Below are 10167 nucleotides of genomic sequence, written 5' to 3'. Positions count from 1 at the left end.
CCAAAGCTAAAGAAGAGAAATTAGCTAAAGAAAAAGCTGACAAAGAAGCTAAAGCCAAAGAAGAGAAACTCGCCAAAGAAAAAGCCGAGCGAGAAGCGGCTGCGCGCAAAAAACTGCAAGATGCCTTGAAAAAGAATAGTATTGATAAAGAATTTGATGGCATAGATAAAAAAATTAAAGAAGATCAAATGCGTAAAGAGGCAGCTTTAGCCGCCCAAAAAGAAGCCGATGCTTTAGCCAAAGAAGAAAAACTGGCCAAAGAAAAAGCTGACCGCGAAGCCAACGAAAAAGCCAAACAAGCGCAAACAGACTTAATTGAAAAATATAAACGTAAAATATACGAAACCGTTAAACGCCAATGGTCAATCCCTCCTAAAAGTGATGAGCTAAAAGCGCAAGTCAGAGTAACCCTACTACCTGATGGTGATGTTCGTAGTATTTTGTTTATTAAGCGTAGTGGAAATGATGCCTTTGATGCTAGCATTGAAGCTGCCATTAACAAAGCCAGCCCCCTACCTGTGCCCAATGACCCTGCTTTGTTTAACCAATTTCGTAGCTTAACTTTTAATTTTAGCAGCAAGGACTAACATGCGCTCTCTTCGTTTGTTCTTTTTTGCCTTAATTGGCATAGCCACCACGCCTAGTTATGGCGAAATAACGTTCGATGTTGTTGCACCCCCACCTAATGCAACGCCAATTGCCATTGTGCCTTTTGCTAATGATAACAACAGCGAAACCTTAAATACCATTATTAGTCAGGATTTAGCGCGTAGTGGTTTATTTAAACCTGCCGATAAATTTCCTGAAAAACCAAGCAATAGTGCCGAAATCACTTATAGTGTGTGGCAAGCGATTAATTTAGATTATGTAGTGGTTGGCACAGTCACACCCCAAGCCAATAATCAATTAACCATTCAATATGAATTATTAAGTAGCAATCAACAACAACGCCTGTTAGGCGAAAGCATGACTATCCCGCCTGCGCGTTGGCGAGATGCGGCTCACTTTATTAGTGATCGTATTTTTAAACAAATTACAGGATTTGATGGCTCTTTTAGCACTCGTGTTGCCTATGTTTTGCAGTATAAACAAGCTGGCCAAACCCGTTATCGACTCGATATTGCTGATGCGGATGGTCGTCGTCCCACCACGGTTTTAGATAGCGAAGAACCGATTTTGTCACCAAGTTGGTCGCCTGATGGCCAAAAAATGGCCTATGTTTCCTTTGAAAGTGGCAAACCCGCTATTTATAGCCAAAATTTAATTACCCAAGAACGTCAAATTATTAGTCGTTTAAAAGGCTTAAATGGCGCACCTGCTTGGTCGCCTGATGGCTCAAAACTTGCTCTAACTTTATCTCAAGATGGGAATCCCGAAATTTATGTATTCGAGATTGCTAGCAAAAAACTAACAAGACTTACCAATCATTACGCAATTGATACCGAAGCACGTTGGTATCCTGATGGCCGTGGGTTAATCTTTACCTCAGACCGAGGTGGCAGCCCACAAATTTATCGTTTGGACTTAGCTAGCCAAGAAGTGAAGCGTTTAACCTTTGAAGGCTCTTTTAATGGCCGTGGTGCCATTAGTCCTGATGGTAAATATTTAGCGATGGTACATCGCAGAGCAGGCCAAAGTTTTCAAATTGCTATTCAAGATTTGCAAACAGGTGGCTTAACACGACTCACAGAGACGCCATTAGATGAAGCACCAAGCTTCTCCCCAAATAGTCAAATGATTGTTTATGCAACACGACAAGGCAACAAAGGGGTGTTAGGCATTATGTCTTTAGATGGTCGTTTTAAAATGCAACTTCCTGCTTCCGAAGGACAAGTACGTGAGCCTGCATGGTCGCCTTAATTCTTTTACATTTTACGCTCTAATTCATTGGGAGAAAGATACATGTTAAACAGTAAACTTAGTTTAGTCTTAGCCATCAGTTTAGCGATTGGCGTGACTGGCTGTAGCACCCTAAAAAAGTCTACTACCACTCCAACGGGAAGCGAGCAAACGTCAAACCAAAGCCAAGCCGACAAAGATAAACAAGCTGCCGAAGCTCAAGCTGCCGCGCTTGCCGAACAAGAACGTTTAAAAGCCGAAGCCTTAGCTAATGCCAACAAAAATCAAGGTAAAAATGCTAATGGCCAAAATGCCACTGGTCAAAATACTGATAATGGCTCGGATGCGAATAATGATAGTAGCAATCAAGCTGATTTATTAAGCACTCGTTTAGTTCACTTTGATTATGATAGTAGTGATCTTAACGGCGATGACTTAAAAATTTTACAAGCACATGCCAGTTACTTAAATCAAAACCCTCAAGCTAAGGTTCTACTTTCTGGTCATGCTGATGAACGTGGTACTCGTGAATACAACATGGCTTTAGGTGAGCGTCGTGCGAATGCGGTTCAAGCATTTTTAAGCAGTAACGGTGTGCGTGGTGGTCAGTTAGATACTGTTAGCTATGGCAAAGAAAAACCTATCAATGATGGCCATGACGAAGCAGCATGGGCAGAAAACCGCCGTGTAGAAATTACTTACAAGGCGAATGCTCCTAAATAAATTGCTAACAAAATAATTAAGCCCCTTTTTAGGGGCTTAATTATTTAATAAGTCACCCCCAAGGTTAAATTAGCTGTATGTCGGTCTTGATCGCCTTTGGCAATGGTTAAATAAAATGGCCCTAAACGGGTATCTGCGGCTAATACAACCCCGACACTATAAGGTGTACTTTCAAACAAACGCGATGACCGCTTATCTTCCATAGACACAGCACCTGTTTCTGCTAACAAACCTAAATACACACCGCCGCCCAATGCTGGTGGGATGTCTTTAATTTGTTTATAAGCTAACAATCGTGTTAAAAAATAATTATTGCCTGCTAATTCAGAACGACGATAAGCCGATAAATTTAACGCACCGCCTAATTGAAATTGTTCAGCATAGGGTAAGGTTGTGCCTAAAGAGCTACCACCTCGGCCTGTCGCAAACAAGGTATAATCCTGCCATGTAAACGCCCGTCGCCAATCAAAATTAATGCGTTGATACTCTTTATCACTGCCCATGCCCTGTTCTGCATGAAAATAATCTAATTTTGCCCAGTTGCCTTTTCGTGGAAAACGTGGGTTATCTAATTGATCAAAAATAGCTTTTAGGCCATAACCGGTTTGTTGATAGCTTTCACCCGCCACCGTCTTAACGTTTTCTAAAGACGACGACCATTTCACTCGCTGTTCAGAAACGCTCAACCGCACTTCGCCCCATTTACCTAACACAGAGCCAATATCAACACCGCCACCTGTATGACGCACTCGATTTTGTGCCGTTGTTTCATGGGCAGAAACAATATCGCGAGGTTCATCATGTATTTTTAGCCAAGGCGCAACAAAAAACTCGCCATTTAAGACAGTTGGCTGATACAACTCAGTATATAAAGAACGGGTTTCTCCCAACTCTCCTTCTGCTTGCCACTCTGCGCCCAACTGATTTAACCAACTACGGCGTAATCCTGCAACTAAACCAAATGACGAGTTATTAGCAAAATCGGTATGCAAATTTAAACCAATACGCGCAAAGTCTCGGCCATCCTTTTCTACAGGAATAATTCTTAACAAGGAGTTTTGTGCTTCAGGTAATAATTGATAACCAATACGAACAAAATCACCACGGGCATAAATTTTATCAATGCTATCGTGCAATTGTGCTTGATCTAACACTTCGCCTTTTTTAACGGCTAATAATGATTTTAACACCTGTGGGCTAACCCAATTACTGCCCGTAATTTCTACTTTACTAATCGGTTTATGTTTTGGTTTTCGAGCATCTACTTGTTGTTGCCATGCTTGGTAATCTGCTTCTGATAAGGCATAACGTTGTAATTGTTTTAAACTTGCCTTCGCTGCTTTTTCGCCTGCGGCAATAAACTGTGCTGCTTCTTTAAAATCGGTTGAGCTTAGCTTGCCCATTTCTGGTGTAATCAATACATCTTGAGGCGTGAGCGTGGCAATTTGTGCCTGCATGTCTTTTTGCACTGCAATGTTAATCGTTTGCTCACTGACCGCAAATAATGACTCTAACTTTTGTCGATTGGTACTTGGTGAAGAAACATTGACGGCAATCACCACATCACCACAGAGTTTTCGCCCTTCATCAATACCCATATTTTTAACAATACCGCCATCAACTACGAGGTAGTTTTCATAAGGCACAGGTGGAAACACACCCGACACACTCATACTGGCTCTCATCACTAAAGGCAAATCACCATGACGCATAATGACTGTTTTGCCTGACTCTAAATCTGCACCAATTGCGCGATAAGGAATTGGTAAATCATCAAATTCCTCTACTTCTAAGCCGCCCGTTAACTGACGAAAAAACTGGGTAATATAATGCACACCTACTAAATTACGTGGTGGCACAGGCCAAAAGTCTTTTAAGGTTAAGGTAAAATCAAAATAATCTTTTTCATCATCCCGTTTGCGAAAATAAGGAATATCCTTGCGTTTAGGTTTGTCGCCAAAAATATGATCCCAATCTGCCGTGGTAACCGCTTGTTCCATGTCGTTAACGGGCATCCCTGTTGCCATTGCACCACCGACAATCGCGCCCATACTCGTGCCCACCACACAATCAACAGGCACTTTTGCGTCTTGCAATACTTTTAATACGCCAATATGCGCAATACCGCGTGCACCACCACCCGATAACACTAAGGCCACTTTGGGACGTTGAGCGGCCTGCGCAACGGTGGTTAACGCTAATAATGCAACGGTTAATACTGTTTTGGAAGGAAACTTCATATTGTTGATCCACATAAAAAATTAGGGCGATATACGCCCTATTTTTGATTGCTTCGTGATTGACGCTTTTTAATAATCACACTACCAATCGAGTAACCTGCACCAAAGGAACAAATAACACCAATATCATTGGCGTTTAAATTATTGCGGTGCAAATGGAAGGCAATAATAGAACCTGCGGAACTGGTGTTGGCATAAGTATCTAAAATCGTGGGTGATTCTTCAGGACTTGGATCACGTCCCAATACTTTACGGGCAATTAAATCATTCATATTGCTATTGGCTTGATGCAACCACATACGCTTTAAATCGGTCGCACTAATCTCTAATTCGCCTAAATGCTGGGTAATTTGCTCAGCAACCATTGGGCAAACTTCTTTAAAGACTTTGCGGCCTTCTTGACGGAATAATTTATCGCGTTTGCCAACTCCTTCTTCATCACAACGATTTAAAAAACCAAAGTTGTTGCGAATATTGTTAGAGAATTGGGTTTGTAGTTTAGTGCCTAAAATTTCCCATGCTTCAGGATTGGTGCAAGTATCAGCTGTTTCAATAATCACCGCGGTACACACATCACCAAAAATAAAATGGCAATCACGATCGCGCCATTCTAAGTGACCCGAACAAATCTCTGGGTTAACCATTAACACGCATTTTGCTGAGCCACTACGCACCATATCAGCAGCAGTTTGCAAACCGAAAGTTGCCGAAGAACAAGCGACATTCATGTCAAAAGCAAAACCTTTTGCACCAATCGCATGTTGAATTTCGATGGACATGGCAGGATAAGGACGTTGCATATTCGAGCAAGCAACCAATACCGCATCAATATCCGCTGCGGTTTTGCCTGATTGTGCTAATGCCCCTTCAATTGCCTTAACAGCCATTTCACATTGTAAGGATTGTTGATCATCAGAACGATCAGCAATCACTGGAAACATACGTTCTGGGTCTAAAATACCTGACTTATTGATGACATAACGAGACTTAATGCCTGATGCTTTTTCGATAAATTCGGGAAAAGAGGTTTTTAAAGCCGTGACTTCACCGCGCTCAATGGCATCAGCATTTTTGGCATTAAATAATTCAACATAGGCATTAAATGAGTCAATTAACTCTTCATTGCTAATACTTTCTTCAGGAGTGAATAAACCTGTACCACTGATGACGACTTTTTTCAATTCTTCGCTCCTGTTAACTTACGCTATAGGGTTAATACACATCATTTTTATAGAACAGACCACTGCGGACTTACACCAACGCCGCAAATTGTTTGTCCAAGCGTTCTTTTGACACGGGCAGCGCAGTTTTCATCGGTTGCGAAAACAAAGAGATTCGATATTCCTCTAACAACCAACGATAATCGTGCAAAGGCTGAATATTAACACTCCGTGCTGTAAAGTCAGCAACTTTTTGTTGATATTGCTGCCAACGTTTGTGCAATTCTTGGCTGGCCTGATTATCTCTCTGTATATTATTGGTTAATCGTTCTAAACGTAATTGCAGACCTTTTAAATATCGTGGGTATTCCTGCCAACGCTGGGGCGCGATTTCACTTAAAAAGCTCTGAGCTTGTAAATGAGTCAGTTGTAAGTTTATATCATCAACAGCCTGAGCAAACACTGCTTGACCATACAAACGAATTTGCTGATTAATCGCTCGCCATAGTTGATAAATGTTAGCCACCGTTTTAATTAACTGTTGCCCCACGGTTAATAATTGGCCACGTTTGCTAGTTAGTATCTTGTCAAAATCGGCCTGACTATAAACCAACTGTTCACCAAAGACTTGCCAACACAAGGCATCAACCAACTGCTGCTCTAGTTGAGCTTTATTATTGCCAAACGCAGAGAAATCTAATACCAAAGCATTGGGAATAGATTTTTTAAACTGTTTTAATTCGGTTGCACAATGCAATTGCCATAAATACAAACAACCACGTTGATGCTGTGTTTGTGCCAAATGCTGATTAGCCAAATATTGCAGAGTCACACCCTGCTCTTGCTTGACTAAAGCGGCATAACTGCGGGTTGGTAAACCTGCCACCGTTCTTTCAACAACAGGTTCAATGCGTTCAGGAAAGCTGGTTAAGATTTGTTGGTTATTGACTGCCAGCTCGACTTTTTGGCTAGAAAGCTGAATTTTTAAGGTAGATAAATCACGTCCTGTTTTTAATACCTTTCCTTTATTATCAATAATTTCTATATGAAATCTACAGTGAAGCGGCAAGTTATTTTCGGCTTCCTGCCAATCTGCGGCACTAATCGTTATACCACGTCTTTGCAACAATCCCCCTAAAACTTGGCTTAAAGATTGTTGACGACTTTCAGGTAATTGGCTTAACAAGCCCTTAACCGTATCAGGAATAGGCACTAATTGACGACGAATGGCTTTAGGCAAGGCTTTTAACAAGGCTTCAACTTTATCGGCTAACAATGACGGAATTAACCATGACAACACGGCATCATCTAATTGAGTTAACACGGCATGAGGAATACTAATCGTCACCCCATCATCATCAACACTGGGGTCAAATTTATATCTTAAGGGTAACACCAAACCATTTAAAGCAATATTGTCAGGATATTGTTGATGACAGGCTTCACCCTCTTGAGTCATCAAGGCTTCGGGTTGGCAAAACAAAATTTGTGGATTTTGTCGTTCTGCCTCACGTCGCCACCCTTCAAAAGTACGCACATTGGCTATATGTTCAGGAATAATATTGGCATAAAATTGATATAAAACTTCATCATCAACCAAAATGTCCCGACGACGTAATTTATCTTCTAAATCAATAATATCCTGAACCAATTTCATATTATGACTAAAAAATGGGGCTTTTAAATTAATCTCCCCTTCAACCAAGGCACGACGAATAAAAATCTCATGCGACTCTTTGGGATCAATGGTTTCGTAATTTAATTTACGACGTGGATTTACCACCAAACCAAACAAAGACAATTGCTCATAAGCCATCACTTTGCCAGCATTTTTTTCCCAATGTGGCTCATACACATGATGTTTTAAGAGATGTTTGCCTTCTTGCTCAATCCATTCAGGGTCAATTTTGGCATTGGTACGCAAAAACACTTGGCTGGTTTCGACAATTTCTGCGGCCATTAACCATGGGACAGGTTTTTTATATAAAGCCGAGGCAGGAAAAACTTTGGCTTTTTGATTACGTGCGGCCAAATACTCTTTATCATCATTTTTATGGGCAATCGATGAGAGTAAGCCTGTCAATAAAGCACGATGTAAGACTTCATAAGTCGCAGGTTCATTGTTGCGTTGTAAGCCAATATCTTTACACACTAACACTAATTGATGACGAGTTTCTCGCCATTCACGCATGCGCAAATACGATAAGAAATGGCTTTTAATCCATTGTTTACGTTGATTTTCGCTTAAATCGGTACGAACTTCTTCAAAGGCACGCCACAAATTAACATAAAACAAAAAGTCAGAGTCTTTATCTTTAAATAAGGCGTGTTTTTGGTCAGCCTGCATTTGTTTTTCAGGCGGACGTTCACGCGGGTCTTGGCTACCCAAAGCACTGACAATAATTAATACTTCGTCTAAACAAGCACTATGCGCTGCAGCGACTAACATCCGTGCTAAACGTGGGTCTAAAGGAAAACGGCTGAGTTGTTGGCCTAATGGCGTAATTTTTTGTTGCTTGTCTAATGCGCCTAACTCTTCAAGAACACGGACACCATCATTAATAAAACGACTATCGGGCGGCTCAATAAAGGGAAACTCGCTAATATTGCCCAAACCCAAGACATTCATTTGCAAAATAACGGCGGCTAAATGAGTACGACGAATTTCGGGTTCGGTAAATTCTGGCCGACTATTAAAATCCTCTTCACTATACAGACGAATACAAACGCCTGCGGCAATCCGTCCACAACGACCTTTACGTTGATTAGCCGCTGCTTGGGCAACCGCCTCGATGGGTAATCTCTGTACTCGTGAACGGTAAGAGTAACGACTAATCCGTGCAAAACCATTATCAATGACATAATGAATATTTGGCACAGTTAACGAAGTTTCAGCAACGTTGGTGGCAATAATAATCCGTCGGCCTTTGCCTGTCGGATGAAAAATACGTTGTTGCTCGTTAAGCGATAAACGTGCATATAAGGGTAAAATTTCGGTATGTGGTGGACCATATTTGCGTAAGGTATCGGCTAAATCGCGAATTTCACGTTCGGTGCTAGCAAACACCAAAATATCGCCACTGCCCGCTCGACCTTGCTGACGTGAATGGTCAATGCATTCATCAACTGCCGCCAATACTGCTCTAGGCATAGCTTCTTCAAGTTGCTCAAAACCTTCATCTTCGTCCGATTGTACGTTTTCTTCAGCCATTGGCCGATAACGCACTTCCACAGGAAAGGTACGTCCTTCAACTTGAATAATCGGTGCACCATTAAAATGACGACTAAACCGCTCAACATCTAAGGTTGCGGAGGTAATAATCACTTTTAAGTCTGGACGTTTGGCCAATAACTGCCGTAAATACCCTAATAAAAAATCAATATTTAGGCTACGCTCATGCGCTTCGTCAATAATTAACGTGTCATAAGCGTTTAGATAACGGTCATTGGCTAATTCCGCCAATAAAATACCGTCAGTCATTAACTTGATATACGATTCCGCTTTACAGGCTTCATTAAAACGAACTTTATAACCAACGACCTCGCCCAATGGTGAGTTTAACTCTTCGGCAATACGGGCTGCCACACTCCGCGCGGCTAAACGTCTGGGTTGGGTATGACCAATAAATCCATACACACCACGCCCTGCCAATAAACATAATTTGGGTAATTGCGTGGTTTTGCCTGAACCTGTTTCGCCAGCTAAAACCACCACTTGATGTTGTTGAATGGCTTGAATAATTTCTTGCGCACGTTGGCTAACAGGTAAATCTTCATTCAAGGTCACTGCTGGCAAAGCCTGTTGACGTTGCGCCACTGCTTGTTGAGATTGTTGTAACTGTTGCTGCAACTGAGCAATAGCGGCTGATCTTTTGTCTTCAGGTGTGGTACGTAAACGCTGCCAACGACTAATAAAACGTGGCCGATCTTGAGTAAGACTTTTATCTAAAGCAGAAAAAAATTGGTGTTTTTGCATACATAATTCTTAAAAATTCAAGGCTTATATTTAATTTTTGACCGATTAACGTAGGGTCTAATCGTATTTCAAAATTGTTAAGCCGTTAAATTGCTATTGATCTCTATTTTTTTTACTTTACACACAATTTTACTATCATCATCTTAGGACTTACGCGGTTATCGCTTATTTGTTCACATTTCAACCATTTTCAACGGTTTTATGCTCACAAAACGCGCTAATTTTGGCA

6 protein-coding genes are annotated in these 10167 nt (G+C 41.3%); 3 read left to right on the top strand and 3 right to left on the bottom strand.

What is annotated here, in order from left to right; all coding sequences use genetic code 11:
• From Q0212_RS16660 to pal, 3 genes are all read left to right on the top strand, one after another.
• Positions 1–587, top strand: a 587-nt coding sequence (locus Q0212_RS16660) for a cell envelope integrity protein TolA (protein ID WP_297927617.1), incomplete at its 5' end; no start/stop codon positions are given.
• The gene (gene tolB / locus Q0212_RS16655) at positions 568–1860 is read left to right on the top strand and encodes a Tol-Pal system beta propeller repeat protein TolB (RefSeq protein ID WP_367176096.1); all 1293 of its coding nucleotides are present in this window, start codon (positions 568–570) and stop codon (positions 1858–1860) included. The genes Q0212_RS16660 and tolB, both read left to right, overlap by 20 nt.
• A 42-nt stretch (positions 1861–1902) precedes the next feature.
• Positions 1903–2562: a peptidoglycan-associated lipoprotein Pal gene (pal, locus tag Q0212_RS16650; protein ID WP_297927613.1), complete on the top strand. Its 660-nt coding sequence runs from the start codon at positions 1903–1905 to the stop codon at positions 2560–2562.
• Positions 2563–2606: 44 nt separating this feature from the next.
• Here pal and Q0212_RS16645 read toward each other — a convergent pair whose 3' ends face one another.
• From Q0212_RS16645 to hrpA, 3 genes are all read right to left on the bottom strand, one after another.
• The gene (locus Q0212_RS16645) at positions 2607–4802 is read right to left on the bottom strand and encodes a patatin-like phospholipase family protein (RefSeq protein WP_297927612.1); all 2196 of its coding nucleotides are present in this window, start codon (positions 4800–4802) and stop codon (positions 2607–2609) included.
• A 38-nt stretch (positions 4803–4840) separates the two neighbouring features.
• The gene (locus Q0212_RS16640) at positions 4841–5983 is read right to left on the bottom strand and encodes a beta-ketoacyl-ACP synthase III (protein ID WP_297927610.1); all 1143 of its coding nucleotides are present in this window, start codon (positions 5981–5983) and stop codon (positions 4841–4843) included.
• A 70-nt stretch (positions 5984–6053) separates the two neighbouring features.
• Positions 6054–9938 (bottom strand): ATP-dependent RNA helicase HrpA, encoded by a 3885-nt coding sequence (gene hrpA / locus Q0212_RS16635; protein WP_297927608.1) that lies wholly within the window; start codon positions 9936–9938, stop codon positions 6054–6056.
• Between the last annotated feature and the right edge of the window lie 229 nt (positions 9939–10167).

Origin of the sequence: uncultured Agitococcus sp., assembly GCF_937920075.1 — a bacterium.
GTDB lineage: Bacteria > Pseudomonadota > Gammaproteobacteria > Pseudomonadales > Moraxellaceae > Agitococcus.
Note: the sequence above shows the minus strand (reverse complement) of the source record. Positions and strands in the feature narration are given on the sequence as shown.